At 59.1% G+C, this 23754-nt stretch carries 18 protein-coding genes and 1 tRNA gene; 11 read left to right on the top strand and 8 right to left on the bottom strand.

Annotated elements, in window-relative coordinates; translation table 11 throughout:
* Positions 1-56: 56 nt before the first annotated feature.
* Entirely contained in the window at positions 57-1463 is a 1407-nt protein-coding gene (locus J7394_RS13170; RefSeq protein ID WP_209253642.1) for a divergent polysaccharide deacetylase family protein, read from the top strand.
* 53 nt (positions 1464-1516) lie between these two features.
* Here J7394_RS13170 and trpE read toward each other — a convergent pair whose 3' ends face one another.
* The 5 genes from trpE to fabI form a co-directional block, all read right to left on the bottom strand.
* The gene (gene trpE, locus J7394_RS13165) at positions 1517-3028 is read right to left on the bottom strand and encodes an anthranilate synthase component I (protein ID WP_209253641.1); all 1512 of its coding nucleotides are present in this window, start codon (positions 3026-3028) and stop codon (positions 1517-1519) included.
* An 11-nt stretch (positions 3029-3039) separates the two neighbouring features.
* The gene (locus tag J7394_RS13160) at positions 3040-4881 is read right to left on the bottom strand and encodes a SurA N-terminal domain-containing protein (RefSeq protein WP_209253639.1); all 1842 of its coding nucleotides are present in this window, start codon (positions 4879-4881) and stop codon (positions 3040-3042) included.
* Between the two features lie 68 nt (positions 4882-4949).
* Positions 4950-6125 carry an aminotransferase gene (locus J7394_RS13155; RefSeq protein WP_209253638.1) on the bottom strand — a complete coding sequence of 392 codons (1176 nt, stop codon included), beginning with the start codon at positions 6123-6125 and terminating at the stop codon, positions 4950-4952.
* A 57-nt stretch (positions 6126-6182) separates the two neighbouring features.
* Positions 6183-6692 carry a xanthine phosphoribosyltransferase gene (gpt, locus tag J7394_RS13150; RefSeq protein WP_170458430.1) on the bottom strand — a complete coding sequence of 170 codons (510 nt, stop codon included), beginning with the start codon at positions 6690-6692 and terminating at the stop codon, positions 6183-6185.
* 6 nt (positions 6693-6698) lie between these two features.
* A complete protein-coding gene (gene fabI / locus J7394_RS13145) occupies positions 6699-7505 on the bottom strand; it encodes an enoyl-ACP reductase FabI (RefSeq protein ID WP_170458428.1) in 807 nt (268 codons plus the stop codon).
* 136 nt (positions 7506-7641) lie between these two features.
* Here fabI and pdxH point away from each other — a divergent pair, with 136 nt between their 5' ends.
* The 4 genes from pdxH (at position 7642) to J7394_RS13125 (ending at position 9489) form a co-directional block, all read left to right on the top strand.
* The gene (pdxH, locus tag J7394_RS13140) at positions 7642-8247 is read left to right on the top strand and encodes a pyridoxamine 5'-phosphate oxidase (protein WP_209253637.1); all 606 of its coding nucleotides are present in this window, start codon (positions 7642-7644) and stop codon (positions 8245-8247) included.
* A 121-nt stretch (positions 8248-8368) separates the two neighbouring features.
* Positions 8369-8896, top strand: a complete 528-nt coding sequence (locus J7394_RS13135) for a cold shock domain-containing protein (protein WP_170373801.1) — start codon at positions 8369-8371, stop codon at positions 8894-8896.
* A gap of 4 nt (positions 8897-8900) precedes the next feature.
* On the top strand, positions 8901-9368 hold the full coding sequence (locus J7394_RS13130; protein WP_209253636.1) for a DUF192 domain-containing protein: 468 nt from the start codon (positions 8901-8903) through the stop codon (positions 9366-9368).
* 44 nt (positions 9369-9412) lie between these two features.
* A tRNA-Pro gene (locus J7394_RS13125) sits at positions 9413-9489 on the top strand.
* 9 nt (positions 9490-9498) lie between these two features.
* Here J7394_RS13125 and J7394_RS13120 read toward each other — a convergent pair.
* Positions 9499-9933 carry a hypothetical protein gene (locus J7394_RS13120; RefSeq protein WP_209253635.1) on the bottom strand — a complete coding sequence of 145 codons (435 nt, stop codon included), beginning with the start codon at positions 9931-9933 and terminating at the stop codon, positions 9499-9501.
* 507 nt (positions 9934-10440) lie between these two features.
* Between J7394_RS13120 and J7394_RS13115 the strand changes: the two genes are divergently transcribed.
* Together J7394_RS13115 and J7394_RS13110 are read left to right on the top strand one after the other, a co-directional pair.
* Positions 10441-14055, top strand: coding sequence for a vitamin B12-dependent ribonucleotide reductase (locus tag J7394_RS13115; RefSeq protein WP_209253634.1), 3615 nt, complete (start codon positions 10441-10443; stop codon positions 14053-14055).
* A 567-nt stretch (positions 14056-14622) separates the two neighbouring features.
* A complete protein-coding gene (locus J7394_RS13110) occupies positions 14623-14868 on the top strand; it encodes a hypothetical protein (protein WP_170479284.1) in 246 nt (81 codons plus the stop codon).
* 51 nt (positions 14869-14919) lie between these two features.
* On the opposite strand, the gene J7394_RS13105 is transcribed toward J7394_RS13110, so the two are convergent.
* The gene (locus J7394_RS13105) at positions 14920-16464 is read right to left on the bottom strand and encodes a trimethylamine methyltransferase family protein (protein ID WP_209253633.1); all 1545 of its coding nucleotides are present in this window, start codon (positions 16462-16464) and stop codon (positions 14920-14922) included.
* A 645-nt stretch (positions 16465-17109) separates the two neighbouring features.
* On the opposite strand from J7394_RS13105, the gene J7394_RS13100 reads away from it, so the two are divergent.
* Positions 17110-19950 carry an Rne/Rng family ribonuclease gene (locus tag J7394_RS13100; protein ID WP_209253631.1) on the top strand — a complete coding sequence of 947 codons (2841 nt, stop codon included), beginning with the start codon at positions 17110-17112 and terminating at the stop codon, positions 19948-19950.
* 63 nt (positions 19951-20013) lie between these two features.
* Here the strand turns inward: J7394_RS13100 and J7394_RS13095 are convergent, their stop codons facing one another.
* Positions 20014-20247, bottom strand: a complete 234-nt coding sequence (locus J7394_RS13095) for a sulfurtransferase TusA family protein (RefSeq protein WP_170458346.1) — start codon at positions 20245-20247, stop codon at positions 20014-20016.
* A gap of 105 nt (positions 20248-20352) precedes the next feature.
* Between J7394_RS13095 and J7394_RS13090 the strand changes: the two genes are divergently transcribed.
* From J7394_RS13090 to J7394_RS13080, 3 genes are read left to right on the top strand one after another with little or no spacing between them, the layout of a single operon-like run.
* Complete coding sequence (locus J7394_RS13090; RefSeq protein ID WP_209253629.1) at positions 20353-21105, top strand: cytochrome c biogenesis CcdA family protein; 753 nt, start codon at positions 20353-20355, stop codon at positions 21103-21105.
* A 55-nt stretch (positions 21106-21160) separates the two neighbouring features.
* Positions 21161-22354 (top strand): hypothetical protein, encoded by a 1194-nt coding sequence (locus tag J7394_RS13085; RefSeq protein WP_209253628.1) that lies wholly within the window; start codon positions 21161-21163, stop codon positions 22352-22354.
* Complete coding sequence (locus J7394_RS13080) at positions 22354-23703, top strand: cytochrome P450 (RefSeq protein WP_209253626.1); 1350 nt, start codon at positions 22354-22356, stop codon at positions 23701-23703. Before J7394_RS13085 ends, J7394_RS13080 begins: the two co-directional genes overlap by 1 nt.
* Positions 23704-23754: the final 51 nt, after the last annotated feature.

Raw genomic sequence — 23754 nt, 5'->3', positions numbered from 1 at the left:
CACAAAAGATGGCGCAGAATGGGCGAGGCAAGATAAGAAGTCGAGAGGCACGAGCAATGCGTGGATTTTTCGGAGGAATGATCGTCGGGGCGGTCGTTGTTTTGATCGTAGGGGTGATGTTGTCGCTCAACACGCCGCTGGCCAATAAGCCAGTGGTCAAGACCCAGGCTCCCGAACCGGTAGATGTTGAAACACCCGAAGCACCGGAACAAATCGCCGAGACCCCGTCGGACGCGGATCTGGTCGAACTGCCGCCTGCTGGGCCGAAACCCGCCGAAGCGCCGGATGAGGCGCTTGATCTGTCCGATCTGGAAACGGTGCCGGACGAACAGCCCTCCGTGGCTGAGGCCGGGGACGCGTTGCAGGAGCCTCAGGCCGAGGATCAAACCAGCGTGACCGTCATGACCGACGCGCCGGCTGCTCCGCAGGCACCCAGTACCGCCCCCGCGTCGCCGGAAACAGACGCGGCGCCGGTTGTTGTGGATGAAGCGCCGGAACCCTCTGCCGAGCCAGAAGATGTGGCGACGCTTTTGCCCGAACTGCCATCGCAGCTTGCGCCCGAAGAGGCTGAGCTGGATGAAGAGAATCCCTTTGAAAACAGCCCAATCGCTGTGGAAGGGGATGAGGACACCTTGCCCCGCAATCTGCCCAAACTGGCCGCACTTCCCCAGATCGGCGGAGAGGACACGACCTCGACCAACACATTGGTTGGCACGCGCGTTGTCCCCCTGACCGAGCGAGACGATACACCGGTCGAAACCGATGAAGCGGTCGTAGACGAGATGACCGGAAAGCCGATCGAGGACTACGCTGCCAGCTTTGAAAACCCCGAAGCCAAGCCTCTGATGTCGATTATCCTGATCGATGATGAGGGCTCTTTCGGAGCCGAAGCGTTGCAGGACTTCCCGTATCCCGTCAGCTTCGCGATCAGCCCATCCGACCCTGACGCCGCCGAGAAAATGGCCCGCCATCGCGCCGCCGGGTTTGAGGTTCTGGCCATGGCCGATCTGCATGAATCCGCCAGCGCGCAGGATGCCGAGGTATCGATGGCCGTATGGCTGGACACGCTGCACGAGACAGTTGGTATTCTGGAAGGTGTCGAAAGCGGAATTCAGGGCAATCGGAAACTGGCCGATCAGGTTGCGTCGATTGCGGCGGCCACCGGTCGCGGGTTGATCACGCAGGATAACGGGCTGAACACGGTCCAGAAACTGGCCGCGCGCAACGGCATCCCCTCTGGCGTGGTGTTCCGCGATATCGATGGTGCGCGGCAGGATCCGAAGATCATGCGTCGTTTCCTGGATCAGGCAGCATTCCGCGCCGGGCAGGAGGGGACGGTTGTAATGCTGGGACGCGTGCGCCCCGAGACAATCTCGGCCCTGCTGCTGTGGGGGCTTGAGGATCGCGGCAACCGGGTTGCCATGGCGCCGATCTCGGCGGTTATGAAACGCGAAGTTCAGTAACGTTTCCGCAGAAAAGCGAAGGGCGGTTGATCCTGTGATCAGCCGCCCTTTCTTTATGAGTTCCTGTTGCCTGTGAACCGGGCCGCATCCGCCGCCGCCCGTCGTATGGCGTTGGATTTATGGACGGTTTCCATATACTCGGCCTCAGGGTCGCTGTCATAGACAACGCCGCCACCGGCTTGGATATAGAGCTTGTGATCCTTCACGATAGCCGTACGCAGGGCGATACACATATCCATGTCGCCGCCTGCACTGAAATACCCAACACCGCCGCCATAAACGCCGCGTTTTTCGGGCTCCAGCTCATCAATAATCTCCATCGCGCGCACTTTGGGCGCGCCCGAGACGGTGCCCGCAGGCATCCCGGCAAAGAACGCATCCAACGCGTCTTTGTCTTCGGCCAGCTCTCCGACCACGTTCGAGACGATATGCATCACATGGCTGTAGCGTTCGATGATGAACTCTTCGGTTGGGCGAACGGTGCCGATCTTGGCGACGCGGCCGGTGTCGTTGCGACCCAGATCCAGCAGCATCAGATGCTCGGCCAGTTCTTTTTTGTCGGCCAGCAGGTCAAGCTCGTTTGCCTTATCCTCTTCCGGGGTTGCGCCACGCGGGCGAGTCCCAGCGATCGGGCGGATTGTCACTTCGCTGCCGAAGACGCGCACCAGAATCTCGGGGCTCGCGCCCACGACCTGAAAGCCGCCGAAGTTGAAGTAAAACATGAAGGGCGACGGGTTCGTGCGGCGGAGCGACCGGTAGAGCGCAAAAGGCGGCAGCGGGAAGTCCTGCGTCCAGCGTTGGGCTGGGACGACCTGAAAGATATCGCCTGCGCGGATGTACTCCTTGGCCTTTTCAACCGCCTCCATATAGCCGGATTTGGTAAAATTCGACACCGGAGGCGCAACCTCATGCGCATCCCCCAGATCGCGGGTCTCAGTGGGCATGGCGCGTTCCAGATCACGCACCGCGTCCATCACACGCTCGGCTGCCTGCGCATAGGCGGCCTTGGCCGATTGGCCTTCGGTCACCCACGCCGGGGACACGACGGTCACCTCGCCCTTAACACCGTCCAGCACCGCAATGACCGAGGGGCGTTGCATGATGGCGTCCGGCAGGCCCAGCGGGTCGGGGTTCACATCAGGCAGATATTCGACCAGACGGACCATGTCATAGCCCAGATAGCCGAACAGCCCAGCCGCCGCTTGGGGTAGATCATCGGGCAGGTCGATGCGGCTTTCGGCCAGCAGCGCGCGCAGGTTATCCATCGGATTGCCTTCTTGCGGCGTGAAGGCTTCGCCATCAAACCGGGCCGAGCGGTTCAGCTCGGACTCCTCGCCCCGGCAGCGCCAGATCAAATCGGGTTTCATACCGATGATCGAGTAGCGCCCGCGCACTTCGCCTCCGGTAACCGATTCCAGGACAAAGGCATCTTTCTGCGCCCCTGTCAGTTTCAGCATCAGCGAGACAGGTGTGTCGAGATCGGCCGCAAGGCGCGTATATACGACCTGGTTTTCGCCCGCTTCATAGGCGCGCGCGAAGCTTTCATATTCGGGTGTCAGGGCCATTTGGGTCTCGTTCAATAACTCGCCTGTACGGCGTTCAGGGCCTGCTGGTCGACAACCGGGCGCGCGCGGGTTTGGGCGTCGCGCACATAGGCGTCAAAGATGTTCTGCGCCAGCGCCTGATTCATCTGCGCGGACAGAGCGTCGCTCAATTGACGCAGCTCATCGCTTTCTGCCGGGGGCAGAACCTCGTCCAGACGGACGATCAGGGCAGTTCCTTCGCCGTCAACGACGCGCAGGTCGCCGGGCTCCATCTCGAAGACTTCGTTCATGAAGTTTGCGGGGACGTCATCCAGAAACGCAGTCCGCGTCAGGGCGTTTTCCACGCGGAACGGCAGGCCGGTGGCGGTGAAATCGCCATCCGTTGCCAGGGTGGTGACAACAGAATTGGCCTGCTCTTGCAGCGCTTTGGCGGTTTCGGCGGCAACCCATGCAGCGGCGACGCGGTCACGGGCGCTGTCCAGAGGCTCCGGGCGTGGCGCCAGTTCTTCGTTCAGACGCAGAGCGAAGATCGAGCCGTCCTCCAGAAAGTCGATCTCGGGGAAGTCGCCGTCGCGTACAGCCTCAGCCGCGCTGCGGAAGCCGTCATAAGCGGCGACTTCATCCACACTGTCGCGGGTCCAGTCGATTTGGCCCAGCTCCATATCGGTTTCCTGGGCCAGCTCTTCGAGCGTGGCGCCACCGGCGAGCATATCGTTGATGTCTTCGGATTGTGCTTCGATCAAACGACGCGCGCGGTCCGAGGCCAGTTCTTCCCGCAGGGCAGGCTCGGCATCCTCGAACGGGACGTTGTTGGCCGCCAGTGAGCCGTTGATGCGGAACAGCGCCGGGCCGAACACGGAAGGCAGAGGGCCAACGACCGAGTCCAGCTCAGCAGCAAAGACCTCATCCGCAGCTTCTCCCAGATCGTCGCGGGTCACATCGCCCAGATCAATATCGCTCAGCTCAAGCTCGCGTTCGCGCACGAGTTGCTCGAAGGTGGTGCCACCGACCTCCAACTGGGCTTTGGCGTTGTTCGCGGAGTCCTCATCCGGGAAGTTCAAGCGTTCGACCAAGCGGCGCTCGGGCTGCTGATACTCATCGGCGCGCTCATCATAGAGGCGGCGCAGCGTGTCCTCGTCCACTTCAACTGTATCCAGCAGCATTTCTGGCGACAGGATCGCATAGGTCAGACGCTTAGTGCGGGGCAGGGTGAATTGGTCGGTGTTCTCGTCGTAGTAATCTTGGATCTGCGCGTCGGTCGGATCACCCACCGGCGTTTCCAACGCATCCGTACCCAAAGTCGCCACGGTAAAGCTGCGGCGCGCGCCGATGTAATTTGTCAATGTGTCGGTCAGCGTTGAGGGCATTTCAACACCGCCGATGATCGCGCCCTGTACGATGGTGCGCGAGGATTCTTTGCGCAGGTCCGATTCGAACTCGGTATCGGTCATCCCGATCTGTTCCAGCTGAAAGCGGTAGGCTTCGCGGTCGAACGTGCCGTTCACGCCCTGAAAGGCCGGGATCGAGACGATCTCATCTTGCAAGTTCTCGTCGCCAATGGACAGGCCCAGTTGACCCACCTCGTTATCTAGCGCGGCCAGAGCGATCAGGCGGGACAGGGCGAGCTGTTCCAGACCCAGCTCACGCGCCTGAGACATCTGCAGGGCTTGGCCGGTCTGCGCCTCAACCGCGCGGATTTCGCGTTGAAGTTCGCGGACATAGGCGTCGACCGAGATACTCTCATCCCCGACCTGCGCAACCGTGCGGATGGTGCCGGTCAGGCTGGTGGCGCCAAACCCTGCGAGGCCTACGAACAGAAGGCCCATCAGAATCCAGACAAAGGTTTTCGAGATGCTGTTTTTGCCTGCGGCCATGATGCCCTCTTACTGCTTGCCCTGTTGGTTGCGGCCCTGAATACGACGGGCACCGCCGGGGGGCAAGCTTAGAAGGACAGAGCCTGCAACCGGTCGAACAATTGGGCGATCCCGGCGCGGTCGAGATTGGCGAACGCGATGCGCACCTGACGTTTTCCGGCCGGGTCGTGATCAGGCATGAACATGGTGCCGGGCAGCAGCAGGATACCGGCCTCGGGCACCAGTCTTTGCGCCAGCTCGTCCGACGGGAGGTCGAACGGGTGCTCGAGATAGGCGAAATAGGCACCAAGACCCAGCAGGCGCCAACCTTTGGCCTCGAGCTGAGGCATGCCTTCAGCAATCGCGGCGCGGCGGTCGAGGATTTCGTCCCGCTCTCCGGCAAGCCATTGCGACAGGTTCTGCATTCCCCAAAGGGCGGCAAACTGGCCGATCTGACCAGGGCAGATGGCGACAGTGTCGAGAAATTTCTCGGCCTCGGCCAGCAGGCTTGCGCTGGTTGCAACCGCGCCGACGCGATGTCCGGTCAGGCGGTAGGCTTTGGAGAAGGAATAGAGATGCACCAGCGTCTCATCCCAGCCGGGCTTTTGGAACAGGTCATGCGGAGGGCCACTGCGGCTGTCAAAATCGCGGTAGGTTTCGTCGACCAGCAAGCGAATGCCTACCTCGCGCGCGAGATCGTAGAAGGCGCTGACCAATTCGGCCGGATATTCGACGCCGCCCGGGTTGTTTGGGGTCACAAGAGAAATGGCGCGGGTTTTCTCGGTGATCAAAGCGCGCGCCGCCTCTGGATCGGGCAGCAAATCGTCGCCCGTGGGCAAGTCCACGGCCCGCACACCTGCCATGTCCAGCCACATTTTATGGTTGAAATACCAAGGGGTAGGGAGGATGACCTCATCCCCTTCGTCGGTGAGCGCCGAAATCACGGCTGAGAATGCTTGATTGCAACCTGATGTTATGGCGATCTGATCAGGTAAAACCTGTCCGGCATAGTGATCGCTGATTTGCGCAGCCAATTCCGCGCGCAGATCGTCATTGCCAAGAACAGGCCCATAAAGGTGGGCGCTGTCTTCGGCCACGGTGAACTCGGCTATGGCCTGCCGCATGGATAGCGGCGGAGGGTCAACCGGCGCGGCCTGGCTGACATTGATCAAAGACCGGTCGTTGGGAAACACCACACCGTCCAACCAACGCCGCGCCTCCATCACTGGAGGGGGGAAGGTGGACCGAGTTCGTGTTTGGGACATGGCAGACTCTTTGCGAGGCTCTGCCTCGCGCTCCGAGGTATTTTTAAACAGAAGAAGTTAGTCGGTGCCGCGATAGGGCTCGACATATTGCAGGGCCATATCCCAGGGGAAGAAGATCCACGTGTCCTGGCTGACCTCGGTGATGAATGTGTCCACCATCGGGCGGCCTTTGGGTTTGGCGTAAACGGTGGCGAAGTGCGCCTTTGGGTACATCGCGCGCACCAGTTCCAGCGTTTTGCCGCTATCGACCAGATCGTCGATGATCAGAACGCCTTCACCATCGCCCATCAGATCTGCATCGGGGGCCTTCAGGACTTCGGCTTCGCCTTGTTCCTGATGGTGATACGAGCGGACGCTGATTGTGTCGACGGTGCGGATGTCTAGCTCGCGGCTGACGATCATGGCGGGGGCCATGCCGCCGCGGGTGATCGCAACAACGGCGCGCCATGCGCCGTCATCCGGGCCTTGACCATCAAGCCGCCACGCTAAGGCGCGCGAGTCGCGGTGAATTTGATCCCAGCTGATGTGGAAGCCTTTTTCGTGGGGCAGGCGGTCTTTGGCGCTCATTTTTTCTTAACCCTTTTCAACGTCCGGGGCATCGACGGCTTTCATGCCTACGATGTGGTAGCCCGAGTCCACGTGCAGATTCTCGCCGGTGACACCGCTACTGAGGTCGGACAGCAGATACAGGGCCGAGTTGCCCACATCGTCGATCGTCACGTTGCGGCGCAAGGGCGAATTGTATTCGTTCCACTTCATGATGTAGCGGAAATCTCCGATGCCGCTGGCGGCCAGCGTCTTGATCGGACCCGCCGAGATCGAGTTGACGCGGATACCGTCCTTGCCCAGATCTTCGGCGAGATACTTGACCGACGCTTCGAGCGCGGCTTTAGCGACACCCATCACATTATAATGGGGCATTACCTGCTCGGCGCCGTAATACGTCAGAGTAATTGCGCTGCTGCCCTCGGACATCATCTTTTCGGCCCGCTGCATCACGGCGGTGAAGGAATAGACGGACACATCCATGGTAAGTTTGAAATTTGCACGGCTGGTGTCGACATAGCGTCCGCGCAGCTCATTCTTGTCCGAAAAACCGATGGCGTGGACGACAAAATCCAGCTTGCCCCATTTTTCTTCCAGTGAGGTGAACAGAGCGTCGATCGAAGCTTCGTCGCTCACGTCGCAGGGCAGGACGATTTCACTGCCGAGTTGCGCTGCCAGAGGGTCGACACGTTTTTTCAGAGCATCGCCCTGATAAGAAAAGGCCAACTCGGCCCCGGCGTTGGACAAGGCGCGGGCGATTCCCCATGCGATTGATTTGTCATTGGCCAGTCCCATGATGAGGCCGCGTTTTCCGGCCATCAACTGATTTGACATGATTGGTTCTCCGCCTGTCGTCGCGTTATGTTCCGATGGGTTTATGCCATTGACTGCCCTGCTTCAAGGCCGTGTGGTCTTGCCCGCGGCGGGTAATCGCCCTAGGCTTCCATCAAATACTTTCCAGGGGATGGAAATGACCGAGCGTGATGGCATTTTTGCTGGCTCCGATCCGTTTGAAATAGCGGCGCGGTGGCTGGGTGAGGCCGAACAGAATGAACCGAATGACCCGAACGCGATTGCCCTGGCGACCGTGGACAAGGACGGTATGCCCAACGCGCGCATGGTTCTTTTGAAAGACATCGAGCCGGAGGCCTTTGTTTTCTATACCAACTACGAAAGCGCCAAGGCGGCTGAGCTGGATCAGGCCGAAAAAGCCGCTTTTGTCATGCATTGGAAATCTTTGCGGCGTCAGATTCGTGTTCGTGGTATAGTCAGTCGGGAAAGCGGGCCAAAGGCGGATGAATATTACGCGTCAAGGTCGCTGAAAAGTCGGCTGGGCGCTTGGGCGTCAAAGCAGTCGCAACCCCTGAGCAGCCGAACGGCCCTGATGGCCGAGGTTGCCAAGGTGACGGCAAAACTAGGGGCCAATCCGCCGCGCCCTCCTTTTTGGGGTGGGTATCGGTTGGTTCCGACGGAAATTGAATTCTGGGCCGATGGCGCATTTCGCCTGCATGATCGGTTCAGATGGCGGAGGGCCGATCCGGGTTCCGCTTGGGATGTGCAGAGGTTAAATCCATGACGTTCACGTATCGCGAAATGCAACAGGCCGAAATCAAAGGTTTTTTTCAGCTTGAATTTGCCTGCCATTCCCATAAAAACCGAAACCTTAACGCACTACTAAAACATTCGATGGAAACACCGTGCCAGAAGACCTGAACAACATGTACCGCGTTCGTGGACACGTAAAATGGTTCGATCCCGCCAAGGGATACGGGTTCGTTGTGTCTGATGAAGGCGGCCCGGATATTCTGTTGCATGTGAACGTGTTGCGGAATTTCGGGCAGAGCTCGGTCGCCGATGGGGCAGGCATCGAGATCATGACCCATCGCACGGATCGCGGTGTTCAGGCCGTCGAAGTTGTTGCTGTTGATCCTCCGGTGCGCGCCGACTCGATGATGTTGGCTGACTTTGCCGAGCTGGATCCGGCGGCGATTGCGGCAGCGCCTTTGGAAGCTGCGCGGGTGAAATGGTTCGACAAGGGCAAGGGATTCGGATTCGCCAATGTGTTCGGCCGGGATGAGGATGTGTTTTTGCATATCGAAGTCCTCCGCCGTTCTGGCCTTGCCGATCTGCAGCCGGGCGAGGCGCTCGCCATGCGGGTGATTGATGGCAAACGGGGCCGTATGGCGGCTCAGGTCCTGGCCTGGGAAGCGGCGCTGGATCACTGACAGTATGATGCGGTTTTGGGCTTCTCTGGCAGTATGCGTAACATTTCTGGCAGAAGGCGTGGCCGCCGAATGTCGTCCTGACCGGGTAGAGTTGCGCAACGATCAGACTCATGTCCGATTTGATGTCGAACTGGCCGTGACCGGTCCCGAGAAATCGCGTGGGCTGATGTTCCGCGAGCACTTGCCGAACCGCTCTGGCATGCTCTTCGTCTATGATCCACCGCAACAGGTGGCGTTCTGGATGAAGAACACACTGATTCCTCTGGATATGATTTTCGTCGATCAGGCAGGCGTTGTGACCCGCGTGCATGAAGGTGCGATTCCCGGTGATCTGACCCCGATTGAAGGGGGCGGCGACATCTTTGCCGTGCTTGAAATCAACGCCGGTTTGTCCGCCCGTTACGGCATTCAGCCCGGCACCCAGATGCGGCACGAAATTTTTTCACAAGCGAGTGCGATTTGGCCCTGTTAGGGCTTTTCAAATCAGATCAGCATCGTTAGGAACGGCGCACGGTCCGGGGCGTGGCGCAGTCTGGTAGCGCACCTGTTTTGGGTACAGGGGGTCGTAGGTTCGAATCCTGCCGCCCCGACCACTTCTTCACTTATGTTGGTGAACCACCCATCGCTTGGTAGAGCGCGCTCAGCGCTTTATCCAGCGTTTTGCTTTCAACGGGAACTTCGACGGTTGCGCCGCTTTTTTGCGGCACTTGAAAGAACAGCCGCGCATCCACGCGGTACCCGCCAGAGGTCTTGGTTGAGGTCATGCGCATGATGCTCTGCGGTAGATCCTCAGGCGAGCCATCATAGCTGAGAATCAAAAAGGCTGTGGTGTCCGGTGGTAGAAACTCGCGGCACTCATAAGAATTGGCGTCGATCTTCAGGAACGTCTCGCCGGGGCCTTCGCAACTGGTCTGGAAGGTTTTGAACAACCTGTCGGGGTAGGCGCTGAATTGAGCGCTACGCGACGCCGTTGGCAATTCTTGTGCTGTGCAGGCCGCGATCAGGGCGCCTATCGGGGCGAGTTGAAGCAACTTCATCGTTTTGCCTGCTCTTTTTTCAATGGGTTGACGCGAGGATATGGCCGAAAGGCCACAACGCGATTCCCTGCCAGCTTAGCCAGCACAGGACTGGATGATCAAACCCGGATAACCATGCTGGTAAAAAAGGCAATTTCATCTGGCCGGTTTTGCGATCGGCGCCGTCCCGCCGTGGATCATTCTGTGGAGGAATCAGATCGCCCAGCACCCGACAAACAGGTCAACACAAAAGATTTCAAAAATGACTTAAAAAGGTCGTTGACCTGATATGCAAAGATACGCCAGATTGTATGGGCCGAATATGACGCCACTACATCTGGTATGAAAGCCGGGGAGGGCGCAGGGCAGGGACGGAACGCACACGAGTAGATTTGTGCAACCGCAGCGGCGGTATCGCGCTCATACGGGCAGCGGTTGGTCCTTTGCGTCTGTCAGGTTCGGCATTGCTGGTGGCTTTGCATTTCCCAAGCCGCAGCGAGGGTTGACGGACATTAAAAGGCGGCGGACATGAAGATTGAAAGAAAATTTACCAAATCAGGGCAGGATGCGTATGCGGAGCTCGATTTCGTTTCGGCAACCTCCGAGATTCGAAACCCTGACGGCACAATCGTCTTTCGTCTGGACAATATCCAAGTCCCCTCAAGCTGGAGCCAGGTGGCCAGCGATGTCATCGCGCAGAAGTACTTCCGCAAGGCTGGCGTTCCCAGCAAGCTGAAAAAGGTCAAAGAAAAGGACGTACCCGAATTCCTGTGGCGCTCGGTCCCGACTGACGATGCCGAGTTCGAAGGTGAGACGTCTTCTAAACAGGTGTTCGACCGTTTGGCGGGCGCTTGGGCCTATTGGGGCTGGAAGGGTGGCTATTTCTCAACCGAGGAAGACGCGCGCGCTTACTTTGATGAGATGCGCTATATGCTGGCGACCCAGCGTGCCGCGCCGAACTCGCCTCAGTGGTTCAACACGGGTCTGCACTGGGCTTACGGGATCGACGGCCCGGCGCAGGGGCATCACTATGTTGATTACAAAACCGGCAAGCTGACCAAGTCGAAATCCGCTTATGAGCATCCGCAGCCGCATGCGTGCTTCATCCAGTCCGTCGATGATGATCTGGTGAACGAGGGCGGCATCATGGACTTGTGGGTGCGCGAGGCGCGCCTGTTCAAATACGGCTCGGGCACCGGCACCAACTTCAGCCATCTGCGTGCAGAAGGTGAGGCGCTGTCGGGCGGCGGCAAGTCCTCGGGCCTCATGGGCTTTCTCAAGATCGGCGACCGCGCCGCTGGCGCGATCAAATCAGGCGGGACAACCCGTCGAGCAGCAAAGATGGTAATCGTCGATGCGGATCACCCGGATATCGAGCAATTCATCGAATGGAAGGTGATCGAAGAGCAGAAGGTGGCCTCGATCGTTGCCGGATCGAAGATGCACGAGAAGATGCTGAACGGCATTTTCGAGGCCATCCGCAGCTGGGACGGTGCGCAGGACGATGCGTATGATCCCAATAAGAATGACGGTCTTAAGAAGGCGGTGCGCGAAGCCAAAAAAGTCGCGATCCCCGAGACTTACATCAAGCGCGTTTTGGACTATGCGCGGCAGGGGCACGATAGCATCGAGTTCCCGACCTACGATACAGACTGGGATTCAGAGGCCTATAGCTCGGTCTCGGGTCAGAACTCGAACAACTCGATCCGCGTGACCAATGCTTTCCTGACCGCTGTTGAGAAAGACGCCGATTGGGAGTTGATCAACCGCACCGACGGCAAGGTCGCCAAGACCGTCAAGGCGCGCGATCTGTGGGAGAAAGTCGGCCACGCTGCTTGGGCCTGCGCCGATCCGGGTATCCAGTTCCATGACACCGTTAACGAATGGCACACATGCCCCGAAGACGGTGAGATTCGCGGCTCCAACCCGTGTTCGGAATACATGTTCCTGGACGACACGGCCTGTAACCTGGCGTCCATGAACCTGCTGACCTTCCTGAAGGATGGTGAGTTCCAGGCGGCCGATTACATGCATGCGGCGCGCCTGTGGACGCTGACGCTGGAAATCTCGGTGACCATGGCGCAGTTCCCGTCGAAGGAAATCGCCAAACTCTCCTATGATTTCCGTACCTTGGGTCTGGGTTACGCCAATATAGGCGGCCTCCTGATGAACATGGGCTACAGCTACGACTCGGACGAGGGTCGGTCGATCTGTGGTGCGCTGACTGCAATCATGACCGGTGTGGCTTATGCGACCTCGGCTGAGATCGCCGGAGAGCTAGGGCCTTTCAAGGGCTATGAGCGCAACGCGGACCACATGTTGCGCGTCATTCGCAACCACCGCCGTGCAGCGCAAGGCGTGACCAATGGGTATGAGAAACTGGCCGTAAAGCCGGTGCCTCTGGATCACGGTAGCTGCCCGGACAAACGTCTGGTCGATCTGGCTATGTCGGCTTGGGATGAGGCGCTGAGCCTTGGTGAACAGAACGGTTATCGCAACGCGCAAGCCACTGTGATCGCGCCCACCGGCACAATCGGTCTGGTGATGGACTGTGACACCACAGGGATCGAGCCGGATTTTGCTTTGGTCAAATTCAAGAAGCTGGCCGGTGGCGGCTACTTCAAAATCATCAACCGCTCGGTGCCGTCGGCGCTGGAGAAGCTGGGCTACTCCTCGTCTCAGATCGAAGAGATCGTGGGTTATGCGGTTGGTCACGGCACGATCGGAAACGCGCCGGGGATCAACCACACCTCGCTGACTGGTCATGGTTTTGGCCCCAATGAGTTAGCGAAGGTGGACGCTGCGCTGGAAAGCGCCTTCGACATCCGTTTCGTGTTCAACCAGTGGACTCTGGGTGAGGATTTCTGCACCGGCGTGTTGGGCATCCCGGCGACCAAGCTGAACGATCCGACCTTCGACCTGCTGCGCCATCTGGGCTTTACCAAGGCCGATATCGACGCAGCGAACGATCATGTCTGCGGGACCATGACTCTGGAAGGCGCGCCGCATCTGAAGGAAGAGCATTATTCGATCTTTGACTGCGCCAACCCGTGCGGCAAGAAAGGCAAGCGTTTCCTTGGGGTTGATAGCCACATCACCATGATGGCGGCGGCACAGAGCTTCATCTCGGGTGCGATCTCGAAAACGATCAACATGCCGAATGACGCGACCATTGAGGATTGCCAGAAGGCATACGAACTCAGCTGGTCGCTGGGTGTGAAGGCCAACGCTCTCTATCGCGACGGCTCGAAACTGTCTCAGCCTCTGGCGGCGGCGCTGGTCGAGGATGATGATGAGGCGGCAGAAGTTCTGGAAAGCGGCTCGACACAGGAAAAAGCTGTCGTTCTGGCCGAGAAGGTGATCGAGAAGGTTGTGGTCAAGGAAATGATCCGCAGCCATCGCGAGAAACTGCCGCATCGCCGCAAGGGTTATACCCAAAAGGCGATCGTGGGCGGCCACAAGGTTTACCTGCGCACCGGCGAGTTCGAAGACGGCAAGCTGGGCGAGATCTTCATCGATATGCACAAGGAAGGCGCTGGCTTCCGGGCGATGATGAACAACTTTGCCATCGCCGTGTCGGTCGGTCTTCAATACGGTGTGCCGCTTGAGGAGTTCGTCGACGCCTTCACCTTTACCAAATTCGAACCGGCCGGGATGGTGCAGGGCAACGACTCGATCAAGAACGCGACGTCGATTCTGGACTACATCTTCCGCGAATTGGCCGTGTCCTATCTGGATCGCACCGATCTGGCCCATGTGAAACCCGAAGGCGCGAGTTTTGATGATCTGGGTCGTGGCGAGGAAGAAGGCATCTCGAACGTCTCCGAGATCAGTGACAGTGCGGCGTCCAAGTCCTTGGAAGTGTTGAAGCAAATCAGCTCCACCGGGTATCTGCGGAAACGCTTGCCGCAGGATCTGGCGATGTTCAACCCGCAAGCCGAGCTCAACGGAATGTCCGAACCGGCAGCCGCGTTTGAAGCGTCGGCGGAAACCGCCGTGGCGACCGGCATGGACGCACGGACCAAAGCCAAGATGCAGGGCTATGAAGGGGACCCTTGCGGTGAATGCGGAAACTACACGCTGGTGCGCAACGGCACCTGCATGAAGTGCAACACCTGCGGCGCGACAAGCGGGTGTAGCTGAGTTTAGCGCCCCGGCAACCCGGGGTGCAGGGGTCGGTCGCTGCCTTATGTACCGGCCCCGACGAATACGGAGCGTGGCGCTGAGACTTACCATCAAAGCCATGTTCCACTCGGCCGACATGCCCGTGTTGGCCGGGAACAGGGTGGGGCGGAATATTGCTCCCTCCCACTCTTTCACGGGGCGGGTGCGCTCGCCCCATGCGCAGTCCAGGCCGCAGGCAAAAAAATACCGGGCGGTCAACGAAATGAGCCTGGAAGGCGAAACTGACAGGGGGCTTCGGCCCCCTTTCTTTTTGTCTAAAGCGTCTCAGGTTTAACCCGAAACGCGATAAAGACCGGCCGCTAAGCTGAGTTTTGCCAGATCACCTCAAAACCGTCGGGCAAGTTCTGCCGAGGCGCGATGGGGGATTTTTGCCCGGCAACAAGCCGCAGAGGCGACTCGGCCAAACACGCGGAGATTGGCGCGAAGCAGGTGCAATCCCGTTAGACGGGTGACGTTGGCCCAGTCCTGAGGTTTCTTGCGCTCGTCCGGACGCAAAATCCAAATATTCACTCAGGAGGCAAACTTATGACACCGAAATATCTGACCGCTCTGGCGGCTGTTGCGCTCGCACTGCCCACTCTGGCCGCTGCGCAATCGGCTGCCGACGCAAATGGAGACGGCGTGCTGACCATCGAAGAGGTTCAAGCCGTCGTGCCCGAGGTTAACGCTGATACGTTCTCGGCCATGGATGCAAATGGGGATGGCGCGTTAGATGCGGATGAAATCGCCATCGCGCAAGAAGCTGGTTTGCTGCCCCCAAGCAACGGCTGATTGCCGGCACAATATAGCGGCCCGAGTGAAATCGGGCCGCTTTTCAATTTCTTACAACGGTAAGTGAATGTTGAATTTGGCGCGAAGTTCCGCGTCTAGAAGAGGATCGAAATTCGCTGCAGACGGGCTGGAGAGGATTTCGTTTTTGCGCGCGATTGCCTTTTCGATCAGATCAGGCTTGTCCAATTCGGCCCATTCTTTGGGTGAGGTGCGATCACCGAAGGTTGGGTAGACATAATCCGCCTGCATCCGGCTGAGCGTCGCATCGGTGCCAAGATAGTGGCCGGGGCCGCCCAGACAGACCTCGGCGATCTGATCCAGCGCTAGAGTTTCGTCCGAAACTTCGATCCCACGCACACAGCGCTGCGCCTGTCCGATGAGGTCATCGCCCAGGATCAGGCTCTCAAGGCAGAACCCGAGAAGGGACGCGTGCATACCGGCAGCCTCATAGATCATGTTGGCGCCAGACAGGCCGGTCATGACGTTCGAACACATCTGCTCCCATCCGGCCTGCATGTCGGGCAGTTTCGAATCTGACGCTCCGGCGGCGGTTCCGCCCGGAAGGTTGTAGAAGTTGTGCATTTGGGCGCATCCTGCGCTCAGCAGCGCCTGTTCGCCCGATCCCACGGACATCGCCCCGGTGCGCAGGTCCAGACCAAAGGGCCATGTGCCAAAGACGGCAGGCGCGCCAGGCACGACGGCGTTTACGTAGACCAGACCGGCCAGGCATTCTGCGGTCGCTTGAGTGATGGCGCCAGCGATGGTCGACGGTGCGGTCGCTCCCGCCATGCCAGCCGACAGCAACAGGACCGGCATCCCGGCTTTGATGACCGCTTCCATGACTTCGCAGCTTTCGGTTGCGAATTTCATAGGTGGCACAACAAAGCAGTTCGAGTTCGAGATGAAAGGACGTTCTCGCCATTTATCCTCGCCGCCGGCGATCATGTGGATCATTTCCATAGCCGGGGCGACGTGGCTGGGTTCGGTAAAGGATGTGCCGATATGTTTGAACGTACCTGCGCATGCCGCGTAGATCGTGTTCAGGTCCATCTCGAGGTTGTCGGCGATGTCACGACACACCATGGGGCGCTGAACGAAGTGGATATTGTCGAGCTGCTCGCAGATGCGAGAGGCATCGTGCAGATCCTGTACGGTCGAGTCGCGGTAATTCCGCCCATCCACGTCGACCATGCTGACCGCGGCACCCGCCGTGCCGTAGTGAACCTTCGTCCCGCTCAGCTCCAGATCGGTCTTGCCGTTTCGGCTATACAGAGTGACCGAGCGGTTTGCCTTTGCGATGGTGTCTTCGACCAGTGCGCGAGGGAAACGAATGCGCCCGTCTTCACCGAGACTGCACCCAGCGCCCACCAGATAGTCGATCCCGCTTTGCGGAGCGTCCGCCAGCCCGATGGTTTCCAGAGCCTGAAGCGCCGTTTCGTGAATACGTTCCATCTGCTCTTGGGTCAGAGGCTTGTAGGTGCCGCCCTCCATCCCCGGGCGGACCGGGCGCAGGTGGTCGGGCAGGGCCGCGGCGCGGGCGGCGCGACGCGCTGCGCGTCCGCCAGTTCTTGCAGAGCTGCGAGTTTGTTCGTTCATTGTGGGTATCCGATAATTCAGGTGATTGAGATTGCGATCAAAATCAGGCCTGTGCTGGACGCCCCCGTGCGGCACGCCCACGATCCGCGCCAATCGTGCGGCTGATCAGACGTATTTTCCAAACTTCGTTCGGCATTCAGTTCCTCGGACTTGCAGCATCATCCTCAGCAGCGGTAGTTTTAAGTCTGTTCTGTTTGCGACCTCGCTGTCAATTGTGTTGCTTTCTCGGTCGCATGACGTTTGCCCATTGTCTTTTCCACAGGACTGCTTTTATTGTGTCCGAACGGGCTTGGCGATTTTGACGCCCATAAGTCCCGCTTTTTTGAGTTTCGCTGCTGTGCCGCATGTGATGATCGATCTTTCACTGCATGGCAGACCGATTGTGCCCCCGTCGGGGCAATGGAGTGCCTGAGCCCGGAAAATTCCGGGCGAAAGGAATAAATGGGCAGGCTGCGACCAAGATCGCGCCTGTCGGAGAAGAACCGCGATGACGCGCGCGCAACGTTTGAGAGACCGGGCAGGGGGCCACAGCGCCAGACCCTGCCGCGCGCCGTCTGATATCGCCCGTACAAGACACCTCCCCAAAAGTGCCTGTCCGCCTGGATGGGTCAGGACAACGCGTTTGGCGCGGTGCATCAAGGACACATGGCTAAGAAAATGCTTATCGATGCCACCCACGCCGAGGAAACTCGGGTTGTGGTGGTTGACGGAAACAAGGTCGAGGAGTTCGATTTTGAATCCGAAAACAAACGTCAGCTTGCTGGCAATATCTATCTAGCAAAAGTTACCCGGGTCGAACCGTCTCTGCAGGCGGCGTTCGTGGACTATGGCGGCAATCGTCATGGTTTCCTGGCGTTTTCGGAAATTCATCCCGACTATTATCAGATCCCCGTCGCCGACCGTGAGGCGCTGATGGAGGAAGAGCGCGCCTATGCCGAGGCGATGAAAGCGCGTGATGAGGCCGAGGAAGCCAAACCCAAAAAACGCCGCTCGCGGTCGCGCAGCAAGGCAGCAGACGTCAAGTCGAACGACCCGGTCGAGACCTTGGATGTCTCGTCCGAGCCGACCGGTATGGAGACCATTGATCTCGACGACAGCGAAGAGAATGATGATCTGGCTGTGCCCGAGGGGACCTCTCCGATGGAGACGGTTGCCGAGACGCCGGTGGAAGAACCTTCTGAGGATGAAGCGTCTGAGGGCACTGACGCCCCGGCTGCCGAGGAAGAGACTGCTGAGGTTGAGGCGGTTGAGGTCGAGACCGTTGAGACGACCTCCGATGAGCAGGCTGAAACCGAGGCGGAAGACCAACCTTCAACTGAAACGGAAGAAGCCAAGGCTGACACCGAGGAAACCGCAAAGGCTGAGCCTGAGGCAGAAACCCCTGAGGCAGAGCCTGCCGAAGGCGACGACTCGGACGACGAAGAGAAAAAACCTGATGCGACCGCCAAGGATGATTCGATTGAATCGGTCGCCGATGAGGACGACAGCGAGGATATCCGTCCTCCGCGCAAGCCGCGCCCGCGCCGCTACAAGATCCAGGAAGTGATCAAAGTGCGCCAGGTTCTGCTGGTGCAGGTCGTTAAGGAAGAGCGGGGCAACAAGGGCGCCGCGCTGACCACCTATCTGTCGTTGGCCGGTCGCTACTGCGTCCTGATGCCCAACACTGCGCGTGGCGGCGGCATCAGCCGCAAAATCACAAATGCGCCCGACCGTAAGAAGCTGAAGGAAATCGCAGCCGAGATCGACGTGCCAACCGGCGCAGGACTGATCATCCGGACCGCAGGGGCCAAACGCACGAAATCCGAAATCAAGCGCGACTATGAATACCTGCAGCGTATGTGGGAGCAGATTCGCGAGCTGACTCTGAAATCCATCGCGCCCGCGAAAATCTATGAGGAAGGCGACCTGATCAAACGGTCGATCCGTGACCTCTATAACCGCGACATCGATGAGGTTCTGGTCGAAGGCGAGGGCGGTTACCGCATCGCCAAGGACTTCATGAAGATGATCATGCCGTCCCACGCCAAGAACGTGAAACGGTATGAGGACGCGCTGCCGCTGTTCGCGCGCTATCAGGTGGAAAGCTATCTGGCCGGGATGTTCAACCCTACCGTGCAGCTGAAATCCGGTGGCTATATCGTGATCGGCGTGACCGAAGCGCTGGTGGCGATCGACGTGAACTCCGGTCGGGCAACCAAGGAAGGCTCGATCGAGGAAACTGCGCTCAAGACCAACCTTGAGGCGGCCGAGGAAGTGGCGCGCCAGTTGCGTCTGCGAGACCTTGCCGGTCTGATCGTCATCGACTTCATCGATATGGACGAGCGCAAGAACAACTCGGCCGTTGAAAAGCGGATGAAAGACAAGCTCAAGACCGATCGCGCGCGCATTCAAATGGGCCGCATCTCGGGCTTTGGTCTGATGGAGATGAGCCGCCAGCGCCTGCGCCCCGGTATGCTCGAGGCGACGACGCAGCCGTGCCCGGCCTGTCATGGCACCGGCCTGATCCGCTCGGACGACAACATGGCGCTGTCGATCCTGCGCCAGATCGAAGAAGAAGGCACCCGCCGCCGCTCTCGCGAAGTTCTGGTGCGCTGCCCGGTCAGTATTGCCAACTTCCTGATGAACCAAAAGCGCGAACATATCGCCCAGATCGAGGCGCGCTATGGTCTTTCCGTGCGCGTCGAAGGCGACATGCATCTGGTCAGCCCTGATTTCTCGCTGGAGAAGTTCAAGACCGCCAGCCGGATCGTGCCCGAAGCGACCGCTCCGGTCGTGTCTGTCGATGCGTCACTGATGGATCTGGTTGACGCAACCGAAGAGGAAGAGGCCGAAGAAGAGGCGGTTCAGGCCGAAGAAGAATCCAAGCCCAAGCGCAAGCGTCGTCGTCGTCGCCGCAAGAAGGGCGGTAACGATCAGCAGGAGGCTGAGGCAGCGGACGCGTCTGATCGCTCGGCTGCCGAGGCTCCCTCGGACGATGCAAAGGCTGAAGACGCTCCTGAGGCATCGGACGAGGGTGAAAAGCCCGCCAAGCCCAAGCGTCGCCGTGCGCCGCGTCGCAAGAAGAAAGACGTGGAAGCCGAAGCGCAGGATGCCCCCGAACAGCAGGCAGAGGCTAAGGAAGACGCCCCTGTGGAAGCAGCCGATGTGGTTGCCGAGGCTGAGGCCGCTCCGGAACAGGCGGAAGAGGCTCCGGCGGACGTCGCGGAGGTTGCAGAAGCCGCACCGGAACCGGCTCAAGACGCCGAAGAACCTGCTGAGGCTGTTGAAACGGCAGAGCCTGCCGAGGCGGTTGGAGCAGAAGAACCGGTCGAAGCTCAACCGGCTGAGGAGCCAGCTCCGGTCGAAGAGGTTGCCGAGGTTGAAGCCGCACCCGCAGTTGAGGAAACCCCTGCGGAACCTGTTCTCGAAACGGTTTCGGAAGAGCCGGAAAAACCAGCAGAGCCGCCCAAGCCAAAACGGCGCGGTTGGTGGTCGCTCGGAAGCTGAATGAGAAGCTAAAATGAAAAGGCGGGCTTGAGGCCCGCCTTTTTCGTTTGGACAGCTCGGGACTTAGCCCGCTTTCTGGATCAGATAGACCTGATGGCCGTTCTCTTCCCCTTGCGACAGCAGCGTGTGGCCGCTCTCCGCACAGAAATGCGGGACATCAACAATCGCCGCAGGATCATCCGCCAGTACGCGCAACACGGCGCCACCGGGCAAGGACTTCAACCTTTTGCGTGCTTTGAGCACAGGCAAAGGGCACAGCAGGCCCAGGGCATCGAGGGTTTCAGTAGGATTTGACATAAGGCTCAGATATTTCGCCCAAGGCGCAGTGTCCAGCGCGCAACCACGAGGATGTGACCGAATAGCCCCGTGACGAAGCCGCCTTCATACCATATGTGCTGAAACATGTTCGGAATAGATATCATCGACGCGGGCCTTTTGCCCGCCATGTTCATCGCCCTGATCGGCGGTTTGATCAGCTTTCTGTCGCCCTGTGTGCTGCCCATCGTGCCGCCGTACCTGGCGTATATGAGCGGTGTCAGCATCAACGAGATGCAGGATCAGGCCCGCGCCCGGCGCAAGGCGACTTTGACCGCCTTGTTCTTCGTTCTGGGTCTGTCGACCGTGTTCCTGCTGCTTGGCTTTACCGCCTCGGCCTTCGGGGCGTTTGTTCTGAAAAATCAGGTGCTTTTCGCCAAGCTCTCGGGTGCGGTGGTGATCGTCTTTGGTTTGCACTTTCTGAACGTGTTCCGCATTCCTCTGCTGGACCGCGAAGCGCGGGTTGAAACCGGAGACTCCGGTGGCTCGGTCTTTGGTGCCTATATTCTGGGTCTTGCGTTTGCCTTTGGCTGGACGCCGTGTATTGGCCCTCAGTTGGGTGCAATCCTGTCTCTGGCCGCGTCCGAGGCATCGGTCGCGCGGGGCACTTTGTTGCTCGGCGTCTATGCGGCGGGTCTGGGGATTCCGTTCCTGCTGGCGGCGATGTTCCTGAATCGCTCGATGGGCGTCATGAACCGGATCAAACCCTATATGGGCATGATCGAGAAGGTCATGGGCGGGCTACTGCTGTTCGTGGGCATCATGCTGATCACCGGCCTGTTCACTGAATTCAGCTGGTGGCTGCTGGAAACCTTCCCGGCACTGGCGGTTCTGGGCTGATCCACCTTACCTTGGCCGCAATGCTGCGTTAACCTGCGCAGCAGAAGGTAAGGCCATGAGCAGTCAGATAAATCAGCCACAGCTGCGCAGGCGGCGTGTGTTCTACATTCCCGGCTACGACCCGATCCCCGCGCGGCGCTACCGCGAGCTGTATCGGACCGAGTCGAAGGCGCAGGCTGAGATCTCGGGTTATCAGATCAACCTTGCGCCAAAGACGGGCGATGGCCCGTTTGGCTGGCATGTTTCGTCCGTTCAGGACGGGGTTGAGGTTCAAACGGATGTCGAGGTTCTGGTCTGGTCTGATATCGTGCAGGACAGCATGTCGGGCTCAATTCTGGCGACCTATCGGCAGCTTGGTCAGACGGCGTGGACCTATATCTCAACAGGAACGTTGAAGAGGCTGCGGCAACTAAGGAAGGGCCCGGTGATTGCTGCGCTTTATCCGGTGGGGATGCTGCTTTTGCAACTTCTCGCCGCCATTTTCGTTGTGATCCTTGCGGTTGGTCTAATTGGATGGTGGGGGCTGCTGCCGGGTTTGATTTTGGCCTATGGCCTCCTGCGTTGGTTTCGCAAAATCGACAATCGGCTTTTCGCCTATTACCTGATGCATGATTACGCATACTCGGCGCAATTTCAGGGGGAGATTCCGGACAAGCTCCAGCACCGCTTGGAGGAGTTCGCGGATTTGATCGCGGCCGCGCTAGAGACGGATGTGGATGAGGTTCTGGTCGTCGGCCATAGTTCGGGCGCGCATCTTGGCGTTTCAGTTCTGGCGGATGTTTTGCGCAGACAGACCGCAGGTGGGCCGACACTTTCGTTTCTCACACTCGGGCAAGTGGTGCCGATGGTCTCGTTCCTGCCCAAAGCACAGAAACTCAGGTCGGACCTTCAGTTCCTGTCTACGCAAGCGACTTTGACATGGGTGGATGTCTCAGCACCGGGGGATGGCTGCTCTTTCGCCCTATGTGATCCGGTCGCCGTTAGCGGTGTCGCGGGTCCCGACAAGAAATGGCCTCTGGTCCTGTCCGCCGCGTTTACACAGACGCTGTCACCGGAGCGGTGGAAAGCCCTGAGGTGGAGGTTCTTTCGGTTGCATTTTCAATACCTCTGCGCCTTTGATCGACCGGGAACCTATGACTATTTTCGCATCACTGCGGGACCTCTGACATTGGCAGAACGGTTCAAAGACCGCGCGCCGTCGAACAGCCGGATTGAGACGCCGGTCTCGAAATACACGGATACGTGCTGATGAAGCCGCCCAAGCCGCAATCTCGTACGGATCGAGTCTCTCTCTGGCGCTATCTGAAATTGTTCCGGCAGGACCTTCTGTCGGCGCAACCTCAGCGCCTCTACCGCGCGTGGATGGCCGAGTTTCGCACGCCGTTCTTCCGGTCCTACATGATCAATCAACCGGATTTGGTGGATGAAGTCCTCAAGAAACGTCAGGATGATTTTCCGAAATCCAACCGCATCAGGGAGGGGTTGCGGCCGTTGCTGGGGGAGTCCGTGTTTCTCACGAACGGGGCGATGTGGAAGCACCAGCGTCGTATCATTGACCCTGCTTTTGAGGGCGGACGGCTGAAGGATACGTTCCCCGCCATGCTCGCCGCCGCTGACGCTTGTGTGGATCGGCTGCGACCTTTGGTGGGAACGCAGGTCGAGTGCGAACAGGTCACCAGCCATGCCGCCGCTGACGTGATTTTCCGAACTCTGTTTTCCGTGCCTATCGAACACGACATCGCCGCACAGGTATTCGACAGGTTCCGAGCGTATCAGCGCGAGCAGCCCTTGTTGAACCTCGCCGCTTTTGTGCCGCTCCCGCGCTGGTTGCCCCGGTTTCATTCGCGAAAGACCCGCGGAACCGCGCGAGAGATCCGCGCCCTGATTGCCAAACTGACGAAAGACCGGGCTGCGGCGATTGCTGCGGATCGCGCGCCCGATGATCTGGCAACCAAGATCATGACGACACCGGACCCGGAAACCGGCAAGTGTTTTGAACCGGAGGAGATGGTCGATCAGGTTGCGATCTTCTTTCTGGCCGGGCACGAAACCAGCGCCTCGGCCCTTGCGTGGACGCTCTACCTGATGGCGCTTTACCCCGAGTGGCAGGAGAGTCTGGCGAAGGAAGCTGATGCGCTTGAGGATCGGTCTTTCGCGGTGATGTCCAAGCTGAAACTCAGCCGGGATGTGTTCCGTGAGGCCCTGAGGCTCTACCCGCCGGTGCCGATGATGGTCCGGCAGGCCAGTTGCCCCGAGAGATTTCGCAACAGAGACATTCCAAAAGGGTCACAGATCGTGATCAGCCCGTGGCATCTGCATCGGCAGGAGCGGCTGTGGGACAACCCGGATGGCTTCGATCCAACTCGTTGGAGTACTGATAACGGCAAAACCTGTCAGCGTGAGGCCTATATTCCGTTCTCGACAGGCCCGCGCGTCTGTCCCGGGGCCGGGTTTGCGATGGTTGAGGGGCCCTTGATCCTGTCCACGCTGCTGCGCCATTTCAGATTCGAATCAATCCCTGATAAAACGCCCGTTCCGGTGGCTCATCTGACGGTCAGATCACGGGATGGCATTTGGTTGCGCGTGGTTGAGCGCTAACAAACTACCATCACCCAGAACTGTGCTGTATGCGGTGAAGGAAATCGGAAT

This window comes from Ruegeria sp. R13_0 (assembly GCF_017743995.1).
Lineage (GTDB): Bacteria > Pseudomonadota > Alphaproteobacteria > Rhodobacterales > Rhodobacteraceae > Ruegeria.
This window is presented reverse-complemented; position numbering and strand designations above follow the sequence as displayed.

Bases quoted from the DNA above. Each gene is read 5' to 3' on its own strand.
- J7394_RS13100 (WP_209253631.1), top strand. From the start codon at position 17,110: ATGGCTAAGAAAATGCTTATCGATGCCACCCACGCCGAGGAAACTCGG.
- J7394_RS13095 (WP_170458346.1), bottom strand. From the start codon at position 20,247: ATGTCAAATCCTACTGAAACCCTCGATGCCCTGGGCCTGCTGTGCCCT.
- J7394_RS13155 (WP_209253638.1), bottom strand. From the start codon at position 6,125: ATGTCCCAAACACGAACTCGGTCCACCTTCCCCCCTCCAGTGATGGAG.
- pdxH (WP_209253637.1), top strand. From the start codon at position 7,642: ATGACCGAGCGTGATGGCATTTTTGCTGGCTCCGATCCGTTTGAAATA.
- trpE (WP_209253641.1), bottom strand. From the start codon at position 3,028: ATGGCCCTGACACCCGAATATGAAAGCTTCGCGCGCGCCTATGAAGCG.
- J7394_RS13170 (WP_209253642.1), top strand. From the start codon at position 57: ATGCGTGGATTTTTCGGAGGAATGATCGTCGGGGCGGTCGTTGTTTTG.
- gpt (WP_170458430.1), bottom strand. From the start codon at position 6,692: ATGAGCGCCAAAGACCGCCTGCCCCACGAAAAAGGCTTCCACATCAGC.
- J7394_RS13105 (WP_209253633.1), bottom strand. From the start codon at position 16,464: ATGAACGAACAAACTCGCAGCTCTGCAAGAACTGGCGGACGCGCAGCG.
- J7394_RS13115 (WP_209253634.1), top strand. From the start codon at position 10,441: ATGAAGATTGAAAGAAAATTTACCAAATCAGGGCAGGATGCGTATGCG.
- J7394_RS13090 (WP_209253629.1), top strand. From the start codon at position 20,353: ATGTTCGGAATAGATATCATCGACGCGGGCCTTTTGCCCGCCATGTTC.
- J7394_RS13085 (WP_209253628.1), top strand. From the start codon at position 21,161: ATGAGCAGTCAGATAAATCAGCCACAGCTGCGCAGGCGGCGTGTGTTC.
- J7394_RS13120 (WP_209253635.1), bottom strand. From the start codon at position 9,933: ATGAAGTTGCTTCAACTCGCCCCGATAGGCGCCCTGATCGCGGCCTGC.
- J7394_RS13080 (WP_209253626.1), top strand. From the start codon at position 22,354: ATGAAGCCGCCCAAGCCGCAATCTCGTACGGATCGAGTCTCTCTCTGG.
- fabI (WP_170458428.1), bottom strand. From the start codon at position 7,505: ATGTCAAATCAGTTGATGGCCGGAAAACGCGGCCTCATCATGGGACTG.
- J7394_RS13160 (WP_209253639.1), bottom strand. From the start codon at position 4,881: ATGGCCGCAGGCAAAAACAGCATCTCGAAAACCTTTGTCTGGATTCTG.
- J7394_RS13130 (WP_209253636.1), top strand. From the start codon at position 8,901: ATGATGCGGTTTTGGGCTTCTCTGGCAGTATGCGTAACATTTCTGGCA.
- J7394_RS13110 (WP_170479284.1), top strand. From the start codon at position 14,623: ATGACACCGAAATATCTGACCGCTCTGGCGGCTGTTGCGCTCGCACTG.